Origin of the sequence: Aromatoleum tolulyticum (assembly GCF_900156155.1) — a bacterium.
In the GTDB taxonomy this organism is placed as follows: Bacteria; Pseudomonadota; Gammaproteobacteria; order Burkholderiales; family Rhodocyclaceae; genus Aromatoleum; species Aromatoleum tolulyticum.
In genome coordinates this window covers 13,845-35,191 of record NZ_FTMD01000007.1, presented here as the reverse complement: position 1 = coordinate 35,191, position 21,347 = coordinate 13,845, and the positions used below count along the sequence as shown (strand labels likewise).

Below are 21,347 nucleotides of genomic sequence, written 5' to 3'. Positions count from 1 at the left end.
TAGTGAGGACACGCCCATGTGGATCTTTCTGGACGGAAGCTGTCTTAGCATCGTCGACAAGGCGACCCCAGCGGCAAAACCCTTGTCGTGCGTGCCAGACACCGCGGTGATATCGGGGTCGTGTTTCCCGACGCCCAAGTCATCGAAGGCGCCGGCACGGACTACCGGTACAGAGCCCGCATCGACCGCGAGCGAGTCGCGCTGGCGATGGCCGATCAGGTGCGCGCAGCGGCATATCCATGCCGACAGCGCAAGAGGGGCGCGGTCCGCAGTTGGCGGTCTCGATGAACCGGCTTCGGAGATTGGGAAGGGTTGGGAACCGAGTTCAGTTACTCCCTTACAAAGATCGTTGTTTCTTTTCGATAAACCGGAAAGGGTTCCCAACTCTTCCCAACATCGATTTTCGGCAACTATTCCAGTTAGCGAGGTTTCAGGACCGCGCCGACGTACCGGATTCCGTTTGCTGTGCATTTCTTGAACAGCTTCGCCATCGTCTCTCCCCACCGCGTTTGCGAGATAGGCTGTTCACCTCTGTCCTGCTTCCAGCTCTGGTAATCGTGAAAAAGGTCGCCTGCGCGCGGCCACTGTCTTGCCGCACGGCCATCCTCAGGAGTGGTGATAATGCGCTCCGAGACCCAGGCCTCGACGGTTGATTGCGAGGCGAAGTAGTCCTCGCTCTCCTCCTCTACCACCGCACAGTGAGGCAACTTTCGCCCGGACGCGATCCATGCTGCGTGTCCCTGCAGCAACCAATAGAGAACGAATCCGGCTTCGTCGCGCAGCCTTGCAGGTAGGGTCGGATCTTCGCGACCTTTGAACGACTGCCGGAACGGCACGATTTTGATGCGCGACTTCAGCGCGTCGGTGGTGGTGCGCAGTTGCGGCCGGTGGTTGCCGAAGATCAGGTGCTTGTGCGTGCGACGGAAGTCGAAAAAGTCGCCGCGCATGAATCTGGCACTCAGGGTCTCGTCGCCGGTGAGCTCGTTGATGCGGGCTTCATCCCAGTGGTCGCCATCCGCCACCTCGGAGCTCACGGCCAAGCGCGCGCCTTGAAGGTTGGCGATCTCGGTCGGGTGCGCCTCGTAGGACTTGGCCATCAATGTGCTTGATGGGATTTTCTTCGCATAGTCGCCCATGATGTACATCACCAGATCGCCGAGTGAGTTCTTCCCGTTGCGGCCCGTCCCCGTCCAGAAGAGCATCCAATGTGACTCGACGGCGCCGGAGAGGCACGCGCCGAGCGAGACCTGCAGGAATTTCGCAAGCGACGCGTCGCCGCCAGTGATTTCATGGAGAAAGCGCAGGAACCGCTCGCCGCCGGTCTCTATGGGCGACACCTCCGTTGACTTGGTGATGCGGTCGCGCTGATCGTGCGGGCGCATAGTGTTGGTCCGAAGATCGAAGATGCCAGCCGGTGTGTTGAGCAGGTAGTTGTCGGTATCAAATTCGGTGCCGGCAACAGCGAACGCGCGGTCGGCACGCGCAAACTGCTCCACGCCCTTGCAGAAAGATGCCGATCCAAGGGAGCTCTTGCCCTCTGTGTTCATGCGGCGCGCGATCTCGCGCGCGTAGTTGAATGCCTTGTCGGTTTCTTCGCGCGCCCACCGGGTGCCGTCCCATTCGAACCATTTACCGTGGGAGTGGGCATATAGCAACTGCCCCTCGAACTGCCGGCGGAACACGAGCGCGACGTTATCCTGCGTCGGATGCTGCAGCAGTGCATCGACAATCCCATCAGAATGCTGGGACAGTTCTTTGTCGTAGGTGACAACGGATGAGCGGAGTGACCGCTCGCCCTCATCCCGCACCGGCAAAGCGTCAGCGCGCTCAGCCTGTAGACGCTCGAACTCAGCGATCAGGGCATGGCTGTCAATCAGGACACCGCCGGATTCTGACTCGGCCGACTCGTTGTCCCGCACGAGCGTTGCCGGATCCACAGAAGACGCTTTGATGTGCGCGAGCAGCGAGAACCCGGCCGGCAGCGGATCCGCCAGATCCCATCCGTCCTCGACGCCTTCGGGCGGCAGGATCAGCTTCACTGACGCAACGTCGCGGATCGCCCGCCACACGTCGAGCATCGCGACCGTCCCGGGCTGCTCCAAGAACGGCATCACCAGCCCCGCGCGCTCGTGGCGATCGGGATACACCTGCTGGTCGGCGTCCGGCCACAACCCAACCGAGCGCCCCGCCAGCGGCGAGAAGTCGACGTGCTTCACCGCCTTGCCACCCCCCGGCCACGACACCACCACGAGCTTGTCGAGCGAGATGCCGAGATCCACGAAACGCTGCTGCGCCGCGTCGGCGGCTTTCTCGCCCTCTTTCGCGAGCACCTGCGCGTTCGGGTGCTTGGCGAGCTTGTCGAGCCCGTACATCGGTCGCGGTTTCGAGAACGACTGCCAGCGCCAGCGGCACTCACCGGTGTCCGACGAGGCGGCCCACACCTGCGGCATCACCTCCTTGCCGCCCCCGGGTAGATCGAAGCGACACACGTAGCCGATCACCTCGCCGGCCTGATTGCGGTAGGCCCAGCGGCGCGACACCACGAGCGCGTGCCACTCGCCCTTGATTTTGCGGTTGAGGATGTCCGGCCGGTTCGGCGCCGACGCCGGGACCGGGTAGATCGGCGTCCACACCTCCTCGGGCTCGGGAGGCGGCGCCTTCTGGTTCGAGGCCGGCGTCGGCGTGGCGCCCGAGGCCGGCAGTTCGCCGAGGATGCGCTTCACGGCATTACGGAACCCGACCCCCTCGTACTCCTGCACGAACTGGATCGGGTCGCCGTCTGCGCCGCAGCCCATGCAGTGGTAGCGCTGGCGGCCGGCGGACTTGCTGTAGACGGTGAAGGACGGTGACGACTCTGAGTGGAACGGGCACAGGCCGAAGAAGTCCTTACCTTGCCTGTGCATCTTGACGCCATAGGACTCCGCCAGCCAAACGAGGTCAGTGGCTCGCGCTTGATCGATGACGTCAGCGGTCGTCCGTTTGAACTGAGCGCCCATCACGTGGCCCTCACGCGAGTACCGGCGACTGCAACGAGTTCGTCGAGGTCGGCGACACTGACGACAAAAAGACCGCCCCAAGAGGTCCGCCAACGGACCGGAGGAATCGGATTCCACCTTCGGATCTTCTGAAGTGCGGCAGTCTTCGGAGCACGACCGCAAATTTCGAGTGCTGAACCATCGAACGATGTAACGAGGCAAACGCGGAGGTCCGGCGCCACCATGCGTAGGGCATTTCGGACGAGCCCGTAGTCGGCGAGGGCTGGTCTATGTTGCTCCGAAGCCGAGGAGACGTTACGCTTCGCCTGTTTGCTATTGAATCGGCTGCCAGCAGTCCCAAGAGAGCCCGCCATGGCCCGGCGGGCTTCTTCATTTTGGGCGGTCATCGTTCGCCCTCCTCAGCGTTTGCCACGGCGAGAGGGCATGACGGTGGCGCCTTCTTCCATCTGGCGGCGCCAGTCGGCGGCCGCCTCGACGCTGATGAGCGTGCGGGTGCCGACTTTCATGATCCGCGGACCATGCCCAGACTTCATGAGCTTGTAGAACAAGACTCGCGTGAAGTTGTGGGCCTCGCAGAATTGTTGGACAGTGTACGCGCTGCGGGGGGTAGAGGTGCTAGGTGTTTCCATCTGGGCTGGCTCCGTAAATTGAAGTCAGCCCGAATACTGTGCGCCGTCGCGGGGCCATTCCACCTAATTAAGTCGGCGCAGCACACCGGCTCGTCGAAGGCGATCAAGGTCTGCTGCCGGGAATATATCCTCTGGCATGTCCGGCACCGCTTCGGCGGTGACGCCCTTTGCGATCAGCTCCACAGACTTTACGCTGAGGCGAACACGGTCTGCTACTGTGGCGCAGGCCGCGCGCCAGCTTGGGCGCGCGTCCGATCGCATTTCCTCATGCACTTCCGTCTGGATTATCCAATTGCGCAGCGTCAAGTTGCCTCCGGGACGGTGCTTCTTGCCTGTCCATCCAAAGGCATCATTCGCTGGCGCGCCCTCCGCCAGAGCGCTAAGTACGTCCCGCAACCAATCGAGCGCGTCATCGTGCCCACGTGCGGTGGCGGCGATGCCCGCGAGAGCGTCGGCTGCGGTACCGGTCGACATGCCCCTGAAGGCCTTGCCCGGCTCGGCCTCGTTGCAGATTGCCTCAAGGCCGTCGGCGATCTGAGACAGGGCGGCGTGCTGGGCGTCGTCTGTCGGGAGCAGCACGCGCAGGCTCTCCAGCGCGATCGCCGCAATCTGGCGAACTGCGAGTTTGTTGCCCGCCTCCAGCAGCCCACCATCAACGAAGCCTTCATGGCTCATATCGCCTTCACCTTCGCGAGCTGGGCGACGACGCGCTCGCGGATCAGGTGGCCGTAGTGACGCGAGATCATCTCGATCGAGGTGCCGGCGATCTTGGCAACCGTCATCGGGTCCATGCCCGACACCAGCATTTCGCTGATCGCGACGTGGCGCAGCGAGTACATGACCACAGTCTCGGGTAGGCCTGCAGCCTTGCGCGCCTCTTGGAAGGCGTCACGCCACTCGAAGCGCGTCCAGGCCACGCCAGAGCGGGTCAGCAGCGGCTCGTCGACGTCGCCTTGCCCTGCGGCCAACTTCAGCAGCGCCAGCGCCTTCGGAGATAGCGGGATGGTGCGGCGCCCGGTCTTGCCGGTGACGGTCAGCATGCCGGCCGGATCGAGGTCGCCGACGGTGCAGCTCGCAAGCTCGCCCGGGCGGCAGCCGGTCAGAAGCATCGCCTGCATGAAGATCGTCAGATCCGGCGTGGCTGCGGCGATGAGCTTCTTGCGATCGGTCATCGTTAGCGACACGTCGCGGCGCTTGCTCACGCCCTTGTAGGCTTCCACCCGATCCCATTGCGCAGTGCTGGCGACCAGTCCCATGCGATAAGCGAGGTTGAGCGCCGCCTTCAGGGTGGCGAGGTTGCGGTTCGCACTGTCCTTCGCGCGGCGATCCGCATCGGGGTCGTCGTCCTCGTCGTCATCGTCCTCGCACTCGACCTGGGCGTTGCGCCAGTCGGTGATATGCGCGGTGCGCAGGGCCGACAGCTTGATGCGGCCGAACTTGATCCCATAAACCAGCCGCTTGAAGCGCCCTTCAGCGTCCTTGGCGGTGGACTCGCCCTTCTCGGTGCGCCGGTCGGTGACGTAGCGCTTGCAGGCTTCCTCGACGTCGACCACTTCGGTGCTGCCACCGCGGCACTGGTCGAACCAGTCTCGCGCCGCCTTGGCTGCGTCGTCGTAGCTGCCGAGACTGCCGAGCGCGTGATACTTCTGCGCGCCCTCCTCGTTGCGCCAGCGGGCGATCCATGTCCCGGTGCCATCCTCGAGCTTGCGGTAGCCGAGGAAGCAGCCGGCTTCGATGCGATCCCAGTAGGGCTCTCTGCGTGCCTGGAGTTTCTTGCGGTCGCCGACGGTCTTGATCGCGTTGCCCATGTTTTCTCCGCATACGGAATTTATACGGAAAATTAGCACGAACTTGGGTGAACTTCAACTTACAATACATGCAATAAAACAATGACTTAAATACGCGTGCTGATGCGTATTAACCAGTTACCCCGGCCCTCCGAAGGCAGGGGTCGGACGTTCGAATCGTCTCGGGCGCGCCAGAATTTGGAAAGGCGCTGATTTCTAAACGGAATCAGCGCCTTTTTTCATTTCGGCCGCCCGACGAGGCTGGGCACTCAAAGAGGGTTCGGTTCCAGGGTCTTCCTGGGAGTGGTGAGCGCAAAGCCTGCCAGCGATGAGAACTGAGAGGAGCAGCCGCTAATGCTCTAATCTCCTCAATCCCATTCATTTTCTTGTCAAAAATGAGTAGATTTACGTGATCTCCTCACTGTTGAGGAGATCACGAGGGTCTTCTCGATGACACAGAAAATACAGCCGGACGCCATTCTGGAAGCGGTCAAGGCGCTTGCCGCGGAGGACGCGCGTGGTGTTTCGTCCTCCGAAATCCATGCACGCGTCGGGGGCAGCTATGCCACCGTCGGGAGGCTTCTGGATAAACTCGTTCAAGCCCAAGCTCTCGTCCGGACCGGAAAAGCACGGGCCACCCGGTATTTCCTGCCATCGGGCGAAGCCGACGTACGGGAAACGGTGAACGTGACGGACGTTGTGACGGCGACAGTGTCGCCCGCTTGGTCCGGCAAGGCGCAGTCGTTGCTGAAGGTCCTCAACCGCCCCTTGGGCGCACGGAGCCTCGTGACCTATCAGCGCCGATTTCTGGATGAGTACGTTCCCAACCAATCCGCCTTGCTGCCCCCTGAGCTGGCGGACGCCCTCGCACAGGAAGGCCGGATGCAGGGGCAGCAGCCCGCGGGGACGTATGCCCGGAAGGTCCTTGAACAGCTCTTGATCGATCTGTCCTGGTCGTCGTCGCGGCTGGAGGGCAATACCTACAGCCTGCTGGCGACGGAAGAACTGTTCAAGAGCGGCGATCCGCCGGTGGATTGGGATGGCGTCATGCTGCTCAATCACAAGCGCGCCATTGAATTTCTGGTCGACGCGGTGCCGACCTACGGCCTCAGCGACCTCGTCATCCGTAACCTGCACGCGCTGCTGATGCAGGATTTGCTGGCCGACGTCGCCGGGTTGGGGGCCATCCGAAGCAAGGTGGTCAATATCTCGGGCACGACGTATGTCCCCTCCCAAGTGCCGCAGCTTCTGGAGGAAATGCTCGCGCAGGTCGTGGCCAAAGCCCAGCTCGTCAAGAATCCTGCGGAGGCGGCGTTCTTCCTGTGGGTGAACCTCGCCTACTTGCAGCCCTTCGAGGACGGCAACAAGCGTACGAGCAGGCTCGCTGCGAACATCCCGTTGATGCTCTATAACTGCGCCCCGCTCGCCTTTCTCGATGTCGATCCGCATGACTACGCGAAGGCCATGATGGGCGTCTACGAGTTGCTCGATGTTTCGCTGGCAGTCGAACTCTTCGCGTGGACGTACCGACGGTCGATCCGCAAATACAAGGTCATCCTGGAGGCGATGGGATCGCCCGATCCTTTCAGGGTGCGCCACCGCGAACACCTGAGCGAAGCGGTGCAGCACGTTGTGAGAAGCGGCCGGCGTCTCGATCAGGCGGTGGAGGAACTGGGCCTACCCGTCGAGGACGTGGGACAGTTCGGTGAGACGCTGAAAGCGGAGCTCGAAATGCTGACGGCGCACAACTGTGCGCGATACAGGTTGACCATCGGGGAGGTGCAGGCCTGGATCGAACGCGGCAAGCCGATCTGATTCTCTTGGCATCGCCAGGCAAACGTGAGCAGTGAAAGATGCCCGGGGGCCGCATGCATACACGCATACTCGGGCCCATCGATCAGACGCTCGGGCGGTATTTCGCCAGCCAGTGCGCGTAGGGGGCCGGCAGCACCCAGGACGGCTTCTCTTCCTTCAGCTGCAAGGCGGCGTGGTAGCTCCAGTGCGGATTGGCGAGATGTGCGCGGCCGATCATCACGAGATCCATCTGCTGGTCGGCGACGACGCGGTTGGCCGTGGCCGGCGCGTCGATGCCCCAGGACGAGGCGACGGGTAGTTCGGCCTCGCGGCGGACCCGCTCGGCAATCGGTGCGAGAAAGGCCGGGCCCCACGGGATCTGCGCGTCGGGTGTGGAAAAGCCGACGCTGACGTTGATCAGGTCGACGCCGCTGCGGCGGAAGGCGCGGGTCAGTTCGATGGATTCTGTCAGCGTCTCTTCGTCCCGGCCATCGTATTCGATGACACCGAAGCGGACCGTCAGGGGTAGGCGTTCCGGCCACACTTCGCGGACGGCGGCGAGGGTTTCGAGCAGGAAGCGGCTGCGTCCGGCATAGTCGCCGCCGTATTGATCGGTCCGCTGATTGGCATGGACGGAGAAAAAGCTTTGCGCCAGGTAGCCGTGGGCAAAGTGCAGTTCGAGCCATTCGAAGCCGGCGTCCCGCGCGCGGCGCGCGGCTGCGACGAAATCGTTTCTGACGCGGGCGATGTCGTCCACGGTCATCGCGCGCGGCACTTTCGGCAGGTGGGCGCCGAATGCCACCGCGGACGGGGCCAGGGGCGTCCACGCCCGGGCGTCGCCATCGGGGATGTGGTCGTCACCTTCCCACGGGCGATTCGCGCTCGCCTTGCGCCCCGCGTGTCCGATCTGGATGCCGGGAACGGCGCCGCCGGCCTTGATCGCGGCCGCGATGCGGGCGAGGCCCTGCGCCTGCTCGTCGTTCCACAGACCGAGGCAGGCCGGGGTGATGCGCCCTTCCGGCGCCACCGCGGTCGCCTCGACGATGACGAGGCCGGCGCCGCCGCGTCCCAGGCTCGCGTAATGGCCCCAGTGCCAGTCGTTGCTGACGCCGTCCACGGCGCTGTATTGGCACATGGGGGGGATGGCGATGCGATTGCGCAGGGTGATGTCTTTCAGTTTGAAGCTGCTGAACAGTGCGGACAAGGTGCTGACCTCCGGAAATGGCGAACCGCATGCACGGCAATGCATGTCGGCGGTGGAATCGAACTGGATGGAAGCGTAAATCATTGGCCGACGAGGGTGACGGCTTCCCGGTTCGCTGCCGTCCGCTCCGTGCGCTCGGCGGCGTACTCCTGCTTCGGGATGCGTTGCACGTCATTCGTCCTGCCGTTGCGTCGATCGTACGACGATTACGGCGGAGGACGAAATTCTTGGGGCAGTTCAGCAAGCGGTGCCGTCTGGCGCCGGCCCTTCACCGGCGCCGTGAATAGTCATTTATTTCTGTCTTGACAGAAATAAATGTAATAATATACTTGGTGCATAGGCGGGCTTGGCCCGCCGCGAGCTCGTCCTGCATTGCACCGCAAAAGGGGCAGCAGAGACGGTGCGAGGGGTGTGAGGTGAAGCCCTGCGGTCGGCAGTTTTTTTACGCGATAATTTCTGTATTTACGGAAATAACAGTCAATAAAGGAGATGAAAATGGATGACGCATGCTATCCGCTCGAGTTCCTGTACGACGGTCACTGCCGGATCTGCCTGTTCGATGTCGCCTGGCTGCGCAAGGGCGATACCCGCGGGCGTCTCGTTTTCATCGACATCACCGCGCCGACCTTCGACCCGGCGTCCTATGGCCGCACTGTCGATGCGTTGCTGGAGCGCATCCATGCGCGCCGCGCCGACGGCACCGTGGTCGAGGGGCCGGAGGCGTTTCGCCTCGCCTTGACCGCGAATGGCTGGGGCTGGGCCGTGGCGCCGACGCGCTGGCCGGTGGCGGCCTGGATTACCGAGCGTGCCTACCGGTGGTTCGCACGCCATCGGGTCGAACTGTCGCAACGCTACGGCAACGTGTTCGCGCGGATGACGCCGAGCTGCGACGCGGACGGCAGCTGCCGCGTGTACCGCCGCTAGGCCGGAGGGACTCGACATGCGCATCCTCCTCATCAACCCGCCTTACCGCGCTGCCGTGCTCCGCCGACTTTGTCGGCATATGCCGTCGATCTCGTTACATCCGGATAGAATCGATGGGATCGATTCCTGCCAAATCATTTGCTCATGGCCGTTCCGCCCGCTGCGCCCCGTGCGCGGTGCCTGTGCCTCGACATTGAAACCGCCCGCCAGGACCGCTTGGTCCTGCGCGAGCTTGGCGTTTTTCGCCCCGATCTCGATGCGCGGCTGAGGCTCGCGGGCAAGGCGCCGGATCTGGTGCCGCGGCTGAATGCGTTGACTGAAGGGGCCGCCTTCGTCCTCGGCCACAACGTCGTCGCCTTCGATCAGCCGGCGCTGGCGGCGCTGCATCCCGAGCTCGCGCTGCACCACCTGCCGCTGATCGACACGCTCGAACTCTCGCCCGTCGCCTTCCCCCAGAACCCGTATCACCGGCTGGTGAAGGACTACAAGCTGTGCACGACGACGCGCAACGATCCGGTGCGCGATGCGGAGCTCGCCTACGAGCTGTTCGTCGATCAGAGCGAAGCCTTGCAGTTGCGCGTCGCCGAGCATCCCGACGAGGCGCTGTGCCTGCATTACCTGCTCGCACCGGAGAACGGCAAGGGCGTCGCGAACTTCTTCGCCACTTTACGCCGATCCCTGAAACCCTCGCTCGCGGAGGCCGCTGCCGCGTGGCAGCGCGCGACTGCCAGCAAAGGCTGCATCACCGGGCAGCGCTGGGTGCTCGATCACTGCCTGCCCGATCCCGCGTGGCACAAACCGTTGGCGTATGCGCTGGCGTGGCTGCGCGTCGCGGGCGGCAATTCGGTGTTGCCGCCGTGGGTCAGCCTGAGCTTCCCCAAGACGCGCGAGGTGATTGCGGCCTTGCGCGACGTGCCCTGCCCGGACCGAGCCTGCGCGTGGTGCCGCAACCAGCACGACCTCGACACCCTGCTGCCGCGTTACTTCCCCGGCATCACGCGCTTCCGCAGCACGCCGACCACCGCGGACGGCCGCTCGCTGCAGCAGGCCATCGTCGAGAACGGTTTCGCGGGCCGCCCGACGCTCGCGATCCTGCCGACCGGCGGCGGCAAGTCGCTGTGCTTCCAGCTTCCCGCGCTGGCGCGCTACTACCGCAACGGCAGCCTGACGGTGGTGATCTCGCCGCTGCAGTCGCTGATGAAGGACCAGGTCGATAACCTGGAGGCGCGCGGCATCACCTGCGCGGGCTACCTCAACAGCCTGCTCAACCCGATGGAGCGGCGCGTGATGCTCGACAAGCTGCGCCTGGGCGACCTCGGGCTGATCTTCGTCGCGCCCGAGCAGTTCCGCAGCACCGCCTTCGCCAATGCGCTGATGCACCGCGAGATCGGCGCCTGGGTGTTCGACGAGGCGCACTGCCTGTCGAAGTGGGGGCACGACTTCCGGCCGGACTATCTCTACGTGTCGCGCTTCATCAAGGCGCGCCAGAAGGACAAGCCCTCGCCGGTGTTCGGTTTCACCGCGACCGCCAAGCCGGACGTCGTCGACGACATCTGCGCGCACTTCGAGAAGCGCCTCGGCGTCGTGCTCGAACGGCTCGAAGGCGGAGTGAGCCGCGAGAATCTCAGCTACGAGGTCAGGACGGTGCCGGCGCAGGCGAAGTACGCCGAGACCTTGCACCTGCTGCAGGACGCCCTGCGCGAGGAAGGCGGCGCGATCGTGTTCTGCGCGCGGCAGAAGACGGTCGAGGAGGTCGCGGAATTCCTGAAGAATGCCGGCCTCGATTGCGGCTATTTCCACGGCGGCATGCTCCCCGCGAACAAGCGCGCAGTGCAGGAAGCCTTCCTCGCCGGCACGCTGCGCGTTATCGCTGCGACCAACGCCTTCGGCATGGGCGTCGACAAGCCCGACGTGCGCCTCGTGATCCACCTCGATACGCCCGGTTCGCTGGAGAACTATCTTCAGGAGGCCGGCCGCGCCGGGCGCGACCAGGCGCCGGCGCGCTGCATCCTGCTCTACGACGACGCCGATCTCGACGTCCAGTTCCGCCTGCTGAAGAACTCCCGCCTCACGCAGCACGACATCGGCGCCATCCTCAAGGCGCTGCGCGCGATCGAGCGCAAGGACCGCAGCGAGGGCCAGGTCGTCGTCACCAGCGGCGAAATCCTACTCGAAATCCCCGACGCGCACCGCATCGACCCGGATGCGAGCGACGCCGACACCAAGGTGCGCATCGCCGTCGCCTGGCTCGAGGAAGCGCGTCTGCTCGAACGTCATGAGAACCACACGCGCGTCTTCCCCGGCAGCCTGCTGGTCGCGACCGAGGAAGAGGCGCGCGCGATCCTGCAGAAGAAGCTCGGCGCGGATGCCGACATCGAGCCCTACGTGCGCATCCTCTCCATCCTGATCCAGGCCGAGGACGACGAGGGCCTGTCGACCGACGAGCTGATGCTCGCCACCGGCAAGGATTCGCGCACGCTGCAGCATATGCTGCGCGAGCTCGACCGCTGGAAGCTGCTGTCGAACGACACCGAGATCGGCGTCACCTTCTACCGCGAGCCCGACACCGCGCAACGCCTGGAAGAGCTCGCGCGCATCGAGGACGCGCTGCTGAAGAACCTGCGCGAGGAAGCCCCCGATGCCGACCAGGAAGGCTGGCAGACCCTCAACATGCGCCGCCTGTGCGACACGCTGCGGCGCGACGCGGAGGTCGACTTCGACCCGGACAAGCTCACGCGGCTCCTGAAATCCTTCGCCGAGCCCTTCGGCACGGGCGCGACGAATCGCGGCTTCTTCGCGCTGCGCCCGCAGACCGCGGACAGCCGCTACCTGAAGCTGCTGCGCAACTGGCAGGACATCGAGACCATCCGCGAACGCCGCATGCGCCTTGCCCGCGCGCTGGTGCAGGAGTTCCAGCGCCGTCGGCAGGGCAACACGCTGCTCGTCACCTGCAAGCAGGGCGAACTCGAAGCCGCGCTGCAGGCCGACACCACGCTTGCCGACCTCGACATCGACAAGTGGGACGTCGCCCTCTCCGCGGCGCTGCTCTACCTCGACGCCAACGAGGTACTGCATCTGGCGCGCGGCAAGGCGGTGTTCCGTTCGGCGATGAGCATCGAGCTCAACGCCGAGGCGCGCCGCCGCCAGTTCAAGAAGTCCGACTACGCCGAGCTCGCGCTGCACTACAAGGACAAGATCGTCCAGGTGCACGTGATGGCCGAGTACGCCAAGCTCGCGGTGCGCAAGATCCAGGCGGCGATGGCCTTCATCGTCGATTACTTCAGCCTCGACCGCGCCGAGTTCGTGCGCCGCTACTTCGCCGGGCGCAAGGACGTGCTCGAAATGGCGACCACCGAGGCCGCGCACCGCCGCATCCTCACCGATCTCGCCAACCCGGAACAGCAGGCTATCGTCGCCGCCCCCCTCGAAGGCAACCACCTCGTGCTCGCCGGCCCCGGCGCGGGCAAGACCAAGGTCATCGTGCATCGCGTCGCGTGGCTGCTGCGCGAATGCATGGTGCTGCCCGAAGCGATCATGGTCCTCGCCTACAACCGCTCCGCCGCCAACGAGATCCGCCGCCGCCTGTGGGCGCTGGTCGGCGCGGACGCGGCCGGCGTCGCGGTGCAGACGCTGCACGGGTTGGCGATGCGCCTCACCGGCACCAGCTACGCCGTCGCCATCGAACGCGGCGAGGCGGTCGACTTCGGCGACGTCATCCGCCAGGCCACCAGCCGCCTGCGCGCCGCCGAGCAGGACACTAGCGCAAGCGACGGGGTGGGCCCCTCCATCCTGCGCGACCGCCTGCTCTCCGGCCTGCGCTTCCTGCTCGTCGATGAATACCAGGATATCAACGGCGACCACTACGAACTGATCAGCGCAGTTGCCGGCCGTACGCTGCAAACCGAGGAAGACCGCGTCTCGCTGATGGTGGTCGGCGACGACGACCAGAACATCTACGCCTTCGACGGCGCGAGCGTGCGCTACATCCGCCAGTTCGAAACCGACTACGCCGCGCGCCGCTATGCGTTGATCGAGAACTACCGCTCGACGAAGCACATCATCCACTGCGCCAACCGCGTCATCGAACGCGCCCGCGAGCGCATGAAGGCGGGACAGGCGATCCGCGTGAACCACGCCCGCCGCGACCGGCCCGACGGCGGCGAGCACGCGGCGCTCGACCCGCTCACCGAAGGCCGTGTGCATTTCCTCGAAGTGCCGCGCAACCCGCATCAGGAAGTCCAGGTCGCGCTCGACGAACTGCAGCGCCTCCACGAGCTGCTGACGCATGGTGCAGAAGGCGCGCCAGGCCAATGGGGACGCTTTGCCGTTATCGCCCGCCGCTGGGAAGACCTCGAACCAATGGCCGCGCTGTGCCGCCTGCGTGGCATCCCGGTGCGTATGCAACGCGACGTGGGCCAAATCAGCCTGCATCAGACGCGCGAAGGCAACGCCCTCATCACCTTGCTGCGCGGCCCACGCAGCAACGCCCGGCGCCGCCGCGTGCTGGTCCGCGCCGGCGTCCTGTCACGCTGGTTCCGTCGCCGCTTCCACACCCCGCCCGACGGCCTCATCGAACACCCTTACCGCGCCGCGCTCGCTCAATTCATCGTCGATGCCGAATCCGCCGCCCCCGGCCGCGAGCTCGTCGTCGATGACCTCATCGAATCGCTATACGACTTCGGTGCCGTCGGCAAACCGACCGCCGACGCCCGCCCCAACGCCCCCCTGGTCCTGATGACCGCCCACCGCGCCAAGGGGCTCGAATTCGACCACGTGCTGATCCTCGACGGCGGCGGCTGGCAGGGGCGCAGCGACGACGAGCGGCGGCTGTTCTACGTCGCGATGACGCGAGCGCGGAAGTCGCTGACGCTGTGTGAGGCGGTGGGTGGGTCGCACCCATTCGTGCGTGATCTGGAGGAATTGGTGTTGCGTTCGCGGCCGGAGGCCTTGCCGCCGGAGCCGGGCGTTGCGCATCGGATCTGGTGCGCCGATCCGGAGAAGGTCGTGCTGTCGTGGCCGGGGCGGTTCGTGCCCTCGGCGCCGATTCACTGTGCGCTGGCGGCGCTCGACGTGGGTAGTCCGCTGGTGTTGCGGCCGCGGAGCAATGGCGGTGCGGGGTGGGAGATCACGGATGCCTCCGGGGTGGTGGTTGGCCGGATGTCGTCGAAGTTCCAGCCGCCGGAGGGCGAGGTCGTTGCGGTACGGGTCGCGGCGATGCTCGTGCGTCATGCACGGGAGGACGAGCAGGGGTTGAAGTGTCGATCGTGGGAGCTGGCGCTGCCGGAGATCGAATACATGCCGGTCAAACTCGCGTAACTAAGAGGGCCAGGGGCGAGCGGGCAGAGCTGCCCCTGTTCTCGACTGTTTACAGCATGTTCTTGAAGCGCGGGTCGGATACGACCTGTTTCAGCGTTTCCTGAACTGCCGCGGGGAATGCGTCGGTGACGTTCTTGCACGCCGAAATGGCGTCGAAGCTGGTGCTGAAGGAATAGTGCGATTTCGTTTGGTAGGAATATCCATTGCTTGATGTCAATGTGAGCGTGATTTCCCAAGCTGCGGGAGTGATGGAACTGAATTTCGCCTCATCCAGATGCCCCGAAAGTGCCACGGGCGCTCCCGACGAGTAGATGCCCGCCATGAAGAGTTCTTCCTGCAGCGCATCACCCACGAACTGAGCCAGCGTCCTGCCTGAGCCGATCGACACTGGACCGACTGCGCGGCACCATGATCCATCGATACCGTCGGCAGACGTAAAGTCGGCCAGCTTCACCTTCTTGTCTGAGTTACCGAGCTGATCTTTGATCGTGATGACATTTCGCGTGGACGCCTTGTACTGCGCAACCGAACTCACCGTTGAGCATCCCGACGCGAGCAGCGTGAGCCCGGCAAGGACGGACAAGGTAACGAATTTGTTCATTTTTTACTCCCTTGGATGACAGCTTCGACCAGCCGATTTACTTGAGCACGCTTCGCTCGCGATGTCAGCCGGATATGGGGTTCCGGGCAAGGGGACGAATGCGTCGCACGAGGCGGCCACAAGAGCGTCCGGTCGCGCGGCTCCGTTGCCAGGTTCGCGGACGATAGCAATGTGTTACAAAACGTAAATTGATCTGGCGCAATATTAATTTGGAATCAGGACGCAGGGGGCGCCGGCGGCATCGGCTCGAAGTCGACGTAACCGACTGCCACGCCGGCCGCTCTCGGGGCGGGACTCAGATCGTTGCGCAGCAAGCTTGTCTTGCCGGTGCGGAGCGGTGCGGCGAGGTACAGAGCGTTGTGCGCATCGCTGACGTGGGCCTTGCCCTGCAGGGCGGTGACCAGTTCACTGGCTAGCTCGGCTCGGGAGAAGGAGATCACGACCTTTATCGTCGATTATCCGCTCGTAGATAAATTATCAACGGATGGATAAAAGACGATAAATATATTTCAAACCGTAAAAGTGCGGCGTCCATCTAAAGCGGTCCGGCATGAGGCAGAAACAGCGGCCGGCTTCGGATTCACGCCCGCAAGACGCTGTAGCGCCTGAACAACGCCACCGGCAACGCCCGCTCCAGCCGCCACGTGATCGACAGCGGCCGATCTCCCTCCCAGCGTTCCAGCGTCACCGGCCCCAAGGCCCGGTACGCCTGCCCGCGCGCTTCCCGCACGAAGAGCTGGAACTGCCAGCCATTGCCCGGCGATTCGCAGTAGCGGCGTCCGGCGGGCGTGTCCGGCCCGGCCGAGTTCTGCGACTGCCAGTGGAAGAACTCCGGGCTGATCGCGTAGTCGTGGTAGGCGATGCGCTCGTTGAAGCCGTCGCGCTTGTCGAGGGTGACGAACAGGAGTTCGGTTTGGTGTTCAGGTAGCGCCAGCACGCCGGCCTGGAAGGGGGCGCGGCGTTCCGGGGTGAGCCAGCCGACGGCGGTGAGGATTTCGCGGATCTCGTAGGCGGCGTGCAGGCTCAGCGGCCAGTCGGCGGGGGCACCGGGGAGAGGTTGCGGGTCGAGGTCGGCGCGCTCGTCGAGGCAGGCGGCGAGTTGGGCGAGTTCGCGGCACATCGCGGGATTGGCGGCCATGCGGGCGAGGAAGGCGGGGACGTCCATCAGGGCGTTGCGGTCGCTGAAGACCTGGTAGGCGAGCATCTGGATGCGGCGCTGCACGGTGGGCGTGAGTTGCGCGCACTGCGCGAGGAGCGCCGCGGGGTCTTCGGCGACGCGGCGCAGGATCTGCAGGTGCTCGGGGTCGTCGACGTGCAGCAGTGCGCCGAGGTGTTTGCCGAGGTAGGTTTCGTCGGGGGCGGGCGCGGCGTTTTCGAGGCCGGCGGCGCGGCAGAGTGCGGTCCAGCCGGGTTTGCCGTCGTAGAGGTCTTCGAGGTCCAGGCACTGGTCGCGCACGAAGTCGGCGAGCGTCAGCGGCGCGCCGCGACGGGTCGTCGCGTAGTAGCGCAGTTCCGCGGTGAGGCGGCGCCAGTTCTGGTTGCTGATCTGGCGCAGGCCGCTCAGCACGCGCTCGCGAGCGACCCGGTCGAACTGGATGTGGCAGCCGGGCGGCAATGTCGTGAAGCCCTGTTCGACGGCCTCGATGAGCTGCTGGCGGTTGAGGCCGGTGATCGCGCGGTAGAGGAGGTCGAAGCGGAAGTCGTTCTGCAGCCGCCCGACGAAGTCGAGGACGAGGCAGCTGTCCTTGCCGTCCGCAAGGCGCAGGCCGCGGCCGAGCTGCTGCTGGAACACGACCGGGCTCTGCGTCGGGCGCAGGAGCAGCAGGGTGTTGGCTTCCGGGATGTCGACGCCTTCGTTGTAGAGATCGACGGTGCACAGCACTTTCAGCGAGCCGGCGGCGAGCTCCTGCGGGGCGCGTTCGCGCACGTCACGCGGCGTCGCGCTGGTGATCGCGAGCGCGGGGAGGCCGGCCTTGGTGAATCGCTCGGCCATGAAGTTCGCGTGGGCGATGTCGACGCAGAACGCGATCGCGCGCATCGCGCCATGGTCGGCGACGTATTGCTCGATCGCGTGGATCACCAGACGGGCGCGCGCGTCGTTGCCGCTGATGACGTTGGCGAGCTGGGCGAGTTCGCCGGGCTGGTTCCAGCGGATGCCGCTGAGGTCCGTGCTGTCGGTGCTCGCGTAGTATTCGAAGGGGGCGAGGAGTTGCTGGTCGAGCGCGTCCCACAGGCGCAGTTCGACGGCCGGGCTGCCGTCGGGGCGCGCGTCGAAGTATTGCAGCACCGAGCGCCCGTCCGCGCGCTCGGGCGTCGCGGTGAGGCCCAGCAGGAAGCGCGGGCGGATCGCCGTGGCGAAGGCGTCGAACTGGCTCGCCGGCAGGTGGTGGCATTCGTCGATGACGACGGTGTTCCAGTAGTCGGCGCCGTGGATCGCGAGTAGATCACGCGCGGCGACCGACATGATGGTCGCGAAGAGGTGTTCGCTGCTGTCGGGCTGGCTGCCGTCGGCCAGCAGTTCGCCGAAGGCCGGTGCACGCAGCACTTGGCGGTAGGTTTCGATCGCCTGCCGCAGCAGCTCGATGCGATGCGCGACGAACAAGAGGCGCGGCTTGCCGCCCTGCTGCTCGCACAGGCGCTTGTAGTCGAACGCGGCGACGACCGTTTTGCCGGTGCCGGTGGCCGCGACGACGAGGTTGCGCGTGCGGCCGTGGCGGCGTTCGGCTCCGAGGCGGTCGAGCATCGCCTGCTGGTAGCTCTTGGGCTGCAGGTCGAACCAGGTCGGCGTCGCGATTGGTTCGAGGCTTGTGCCCCGGGCCTGCTGCAGTGCGCGGCGCAGTTCCAGGCGGTGCTGGTCGTTATGCGGGTCGAAGCGCTGGAATTCGGGGTCGTTCCACAGCGTCTCGAAATGCGCCTCCGCGGCGGCGAAGAGGTCGGTCTGTCCGGCCTGCGTGAATTTCACCGTCCATTCCACACCGCCCAGCAGTGCCGCGGCAGACAGGTTGGCGCTGCCGACGAAGGCGGTGCCGAAGCCGGTCGCGCGGTGGAAAAGCCACGCCTTTGCGTGCAGGCGACTGCGACGCCCGTCTAGCGAGACGCGCAGTTCGACGCCGGGGAGTGCCGCGAGCGTTTCGACGGCGCGCGCTTCGGTCGCGCCGGTGTAGGTTGTCGTGATAACGCGTAGCAGCGTACGAGGTTGGCCGTTGGCGCCGATCGCGGTGACCGATTCGAGCATGTCGAGGAGTTTCCGCAGCCCACTCCAGGTGATGAAGCTGACGACGATGTCGACGCGGTCGGCCGAGCCGAGCTCGGCGCGCAGTTCCGCGAACAGCGAGGGGTCGGCGCGGCCGGCGGTGAACAGCCAGGGCGCGAGCAGGCCGGTGGGTGGCTGAGTCGGGCGCGGCTGGCCGCGATGGATCGCGCGCAGCGCGAGCACCGGCGCGGTCCACTGGGCGGTGGCCGCGTCGCCCTGCCGCAGTTGGGTCAGCAGGCCGTTGATGAGCGCGAGTTCGAGCTGCTCACGCGCGGCGTCATCCTCGGCATCGGCGGCCTCGTCGAGCAGTTCCGGCAGCAGTCGCGCGAGCACTTCGGCGAGGCGCCGCCGCCGGGCGGCACCGGTGAGGGGCTCGACCTCGGCCTGGCCGGCATCGCGCAGCTGCAGGGCGAGCTCGCGTAGGCGGGCGTCGAGAAGCAGGTCGTAGAGGCCGTCGGGCAGGCTGGTCATGGGCGCGGGCCTGCTGCAGGGGCGTGCAGCTCACAGTTGGTATCGCCGAAGCATACTCCAGCGGCCTGGTGCGACGCGGCGGAATCCGCCCGTCGGACGCGAATTCCGCAAGGCTGGGAGGAACGCGGTGCTCCGGGTACCAGAACTCGTCCGGGCGCCGCGTGGCGGGGCGTGCCGCGCGCCTCCCGCCCTCCGTGCGGAGAAAGGGGTGCCTCAGCCCTTACGCAGCAGCCAGACGCTCTCCGTGGCCGGGCACTTGCCCTTGAGGCCGCCGGCGACGTCGACCTGGGTAAGCCGTGTCAGGTCAAAGCGGTCGGCATAGTGCTGCCGTACCTCGTCTGCGTCGATCGAGAACGGGGGCCCGGCGTGCTGGCTCTGGTCGTATTCGAAGCAGACGAGCAGTTGCGGCGCTTCGTGCGTGATCGCGGTGAGATGGACCGTGTAGCGCGGGCGCATGGTGGGCGGCAGCGCGACGAGTGCGGCGCGGTCGTAGACCGCGTCGACCGGGCCGAGGGTTTCCGCGGTGAGATCGAAGATGTCGCCCACATAGACATCGAGGTCCTCGACGGCATAGTGGTCGAGCGCGCCGACGCGAGACACCGTCGGTTCGACGCCGAGCTCGGCGAAGAGCTGCTGCACGGCGAGCGGGCTCAGTTCCGCGCCGACGACGCGATAGCCCTGGGCGAGCAGCCAGTGGATGTCCAGTGTCTTGCCGCACAGCGGCAGGAAGATGCGGCTGCCCGGTGCGAGCGCGAGCGCGTCGAGGTGTTCGCGCAGCAGCGGATGGGCTTCACTGCCGTGGAAGCCGATCTCGTTGCGTTCCCATTTTGCGTGCCAGAAGTTGGCGTCCATGAGCAGAGCTCCTGCGGTGATGGTGCGGCGGAGCGGATAGTCTAACGGAGGCGCGGACGGGACTGAATTCCCGGACGAGTCAGCGGAGCAGTTCCGTTGCCAGCGTGCGGATCATGCGTTCGGCCTGGCCGAGGTAGGCGCGGCCGAAGAGGTTGAGGTGGTTGAGGATGTGGTACAGGTTGTAGAGCGTCTTGCGCAGTTCGTAGCCTTCGGCGGGCGGCCAGGCGCTGCGGTAGGTGGCGTAGAAGGACGCGGGGAAGCCGCCGAAGAGTTCGCTCATCGCGAGATCGGCATCGCGGTCGCCGCGGTAGACGGCGGGGTCGAAGATGACGGGTTTGCCGTCCGCGGCGATGGCGGCGTTGCCGTTCCACAGGTCGCCGTGCAGCAGGCTGGGGCGGGGCCGGTAGTCGAGGAACAGGGCCGGGATGCGTTCGAGGAGCTTGTCGGCGTCGCGGCCGAGGGCGCCGCCGTGGCCCTTCGCCCGCGCCATCTGCAGCTGCGGCAGGAGGCGGCATTCGACGAGGAACTTGGCCCAGCCGTCGTGGGGCGTGTTGTGCTGGGGTGTGGCGCCGATGTAGTTGTCGCGCGTCCAGCCGAACCGCTCGCCGGTGTCGCGGTGCAGTTCGACGAGCGCCTCGGCGAAGCGTCGGCCGTCGTCGGCGCTCGCGAGCGGGCGCAGCGGCAGGTGTTCGAGCAGCAGGAAGGCCTCGTCATCGGTCGCGCCGTAGGCGAGCGGGCGCGGCACGCGGAAGGCGTCGCAGGCGGCGAGCGCCGCGAGGCCGTCGACCTCGGCCTCGAACATCGGCAGCGCGGCGGCGGCGTTGAGCTTGAGGAAATATGTCCGGTCGCCCGCGTGCACTTCCAGCGTGCGATTGATGCAGCCGCCGCCGACCGGATTCAGCCGTGCGCCGGCGACGTCGATGCCGCTGGCGGCCTTGAGGGCGCGGGCGAGCCGCTCGTCCGGAGTGTGCGGAGGTGGTGTCAACGGCAGAGGCTCCGATCGAGGCCGTTGCGCGTCAGGGGGCGGGGGTGGCGTTGTGTGCGGCGATGCTGTCGACGAGCTTCTTGTCGGCGACGGTCGTGTGCATCGCGAACCAGTCGAACATGAAGTGCGCGAGTTCCTGGAGGGGGGCGCTGTCGGTGTAGTAGAGGTTGCATTCGTGCTCCAGCCGGCGCAGCAGCCACTCGTGTTCCTCGCGGTGCTCTTCGTAGTGCGGATAGCCGACGTCGAGCATGATGTTCTCTTCGCTGACGAAGTGGAATTCCGCGTACTTGCGCACCTCGAGCAGCAGGCGCATGGCCTTTTCCTTCGGGCAGTTCCGGTCTGCCTCGACGGATACCGCGCGGATCAGGTCGACGAAGGCGCGGTGCTCGGCGTCGATGCGCGGGTGTCCGACCTCGAATTTGCTGTCCCACTTGATGTCAATCACGTCCGTCTCCGCCTGGCGAGTCGGGGCGGTGCCTCGCTGTGCGGCAGGATCCGCGCGGAGGGGGCCCCCGCGCATATCCTAACCGAATAT

Annotated in this window: 14 protein-coding genes; 3 read left to right on the top strand and 11 right to left on the bottom strand. The window is 65.6% G+C overall.

What is annotated here, in order from left to right; translation table 11 throughout:
- Positions 1-419: 419 nt before the first annotated feature.
- The 4 genes from BW991_RS11830 to BW991_RS11815 form a co-directional block, all read right to left on the bottom strand.
- The gene (locus BW991_RS11830; protein ID WP_076602322.1) at positions 420-2,996 is read right to left on the bottom strand and encodes a phage/plasmid primase, P4 family; all 2,577 of its coding nucleotides are present in this window, start codon (positions 2,994-2,996) and stop codon (positions 420-422) included.
- A 398-nt stretch (positions 2,997-3,394) separates the two neighbouring features.
- The gene (locus BW991_RS24010) at positions 3,395-3,544 is read right to left on the bottom strand and encodes a hypothetical protein (protein ID WP_212566890.1); all 150 of its coding nucleotides are present in this window, start codon (positions 3,542-3,544) and stop codon (positions 3,395-3,397) included.
- A gap of 144 nt (positions 3,545-3,688) precedes the next feature.
- The gene (locus tag BW991_RS11820) at positions 3,689-4,300 is read right to left on the bottom strand and encodes a hypothetical protein (RefSeq protein ID WP_076602320.1); all 612 of its coding nucleotides are present in this window, start codon (positions 4,298-4,300) and stop codon (positions 3,689-3,691) included.
- Positions 4,297-5,433, bottom strand: coding sequence for a tyrosine-type recombinase/integrase (locus BW991_RS11815; RefSeq protein ID WP_076602319.1), 1,137 nt, complete (start codon positions 5,431-5,433; stop codon positions 4,297-4,299). The genes BW991_RS11820 and BW991_RS11815 overlap by 4 nt, the downstream gene beginning before the upstream one ends.
- 429 nt (positions 5,434-5,862) lie before the next feature.
- On the opposite strand from BW991_RS11815, the gene BW991_RS11810 reads away from it, so the two are divergent.
- The gene (locus tag BW991_RS11810; protein ID WP_076602318.1) at positions 5,863-7,227 is read left to right on the top strand and encodes a Fic family protein; all 1,365 of its coding nucleotides are present in this window, start codon (positions 5,863-5,865) and stop codon (positions 7,225-7,227) included.
- Between the two features lie 82 nt (positions 7,228-7,309).
- Here the strand turns inward: BW991_RS11810 and BW991_RS11805 are convergent, their stop codons facing one another.
- Entirely contained in the window at positions 7,310-8,410 is a 1,101-nt protein-coding gene (locus BW991_RS11805; RefSeq protein ID WP_076602503.1) for an NADH:flavin oxidoreductase/NADH oxidase, read from the bottom strand.
- A 495-nt stretch (positions 8,411-8,905) separates the two neighbouring features.
- Between BW991_RS11805 and BW991_RS11800 the strand changes: the two genes are divergently transcribed.
- Both BW991_RS11800 and BW991_RS11795 read left to right on the top strand, forming a co-directional pair.
- A complete protein-coding gene (locus tag BW991_RS11800; RefSeq protein ID WP_076602317.1) occupies positions 8,906-9,334 on the top strand; it encodes a thiol-disulfide oxidoreductase DCC family protein in 429 nt (142 codons plus the stop codon).
- 144 nt (positions 9,335-9,478) lie between these two features.
- Complete coding sequence (locus BW991_RS11795; protein WP_076602316.1) at positions 9,479-14,650, top strand: RecQ family ATP-dependent DNA helicase; 5,172 nt, start codon at positions 9,479-9,481, stop codon at positions 14,648-14,650.
- A gap of 49 nt (positions 14,651-14,699) precedes the next feature.
- Here BW991_RS11795 and BW991_RS11790 read toward each other — a convergent pair whose 3' ends face one another.
- The 6 genes from BW991_RS11790 to BW991_RS11765 form a co-directional block, all read right to left on the bottom strand.
- Positions 14,700-15,251, bottom strand: coding sequence for a hypothetical protein (locus tag BW991_RS11790; RefSeq protein WP_076602315.1), 552 nt, complete (start codon positions 15,249-15,251; stop codon positions 14,700-14,702).
- Positions 15,252-15,466: 215 nt separating this feature from the next.
- Positions 15,467-15,691 carry a hypothetical protein gene (locus tag BW991_RS11785; protein ID WP_076602314.1) on the bottom strand — a complete coding sequence of 75 codons (225 nt, stop codon included), beginning with the start codon at positions 15,689-15,691 and terminating at the stop codon, positions 15,467-15,469.
- A gap of 140 nt (positions 15,692-15,831) precedes the next feature.
- Entirely contained in the window at positions 15,832-18,975 is a 3,144-nt protein-coding gene (locus tag BW991_RS11780) for a DEAD/DEAH box helicase (protein ID WP_076602313.1), read from the bottom strand.
- 213 nt (positions 18,976-19,188) lie between these two features.
- Positions 19,189-19,827 (bottom strand): thiopurine S-methyltransferase, encoded by a 639-nt coding sequence (gene tmpT, locus BW991_RS11775; protein WP_076602312.1) that lies wholly within the window; start codon positions 19,825-19,827, stop codon positions 19,189-19,191.
- Between the two features lie 79 nt (positions 19,828-19,906).
- Positions 19,907-20,812, bottom strand: coding sequence for a fructosamine kinase family protein (locus BW991_RS11770; RefSeq protein WP_076602311.1), 906 nt, complete (start codon positions 20,810-20,812; stop codon positions 19,907-19,909).
- 31 nt (positions 20,813-20,843) lie between these two features.
- The gene (locus BW991_RS11765; protein ID WP_076602310.1) at positions 20,844-21,257 is read right to left on the bottom strand and encodes a bacteriohemerythrin; all 414 of its coding nucleotides are present in this window, start codon (positions 21,255-21,257) and stop codon (positions 20,844-20,846) included.
- Between the last annotated feature and the right edge of the window lie 90 nt (positions 21,258-21,347).